The organism is Aeromonas rivuli (genome assembly GCF_000820045.1).
Taxonomy (GTDB): Bacteria; Pseudomonadota; Gammaproteobacteria; order Enterobacterales; family Aeromonadaceae; genus Aeromonas; species Aeromonas rivuli.
On the sequence record NZ_CDBJ01000084.1, the window covers coordinates 378 to 646 of the forward strand.

1 protein-coding gene is annotated in these 269 nt (G+C 63.9%); it reads left to right on the forward strand.

The genetic code is table 11. From position 1 onward, the window contains the following. On the forward strand, positions 1–269 hold a 269-nt coding region (locus tag BN1130_RS23310), incomplete at both ends, for a hypothetical protein (RefSeq protein ID WP_042043900.1).

Genomic DNA, 269 nt, shown 5'->3' on the forward strand with positions numbered 1-269 from the left:
AGCGATGCCGACATCACGGCCGGCAAGGTGGGCTACGAGTTTGACCGCCCGGCCGACGGCGTGAAACTGACCGTCACCGCCACCATTGTGGATGGGGCGGGTAACGTCTCGGCTGAAGGTAAAGACAGCGCGGTCATGGGCGACACCACCGCCACCGGCGCGCCGACGGTAGTCATCACCGAGGATACCAACAACGACGGCACCATCGACCGCACCGAAATCAGCGGCAAAGTGAATGTCGAAGTGGGCCTGCCGACCGATGCCAAGGC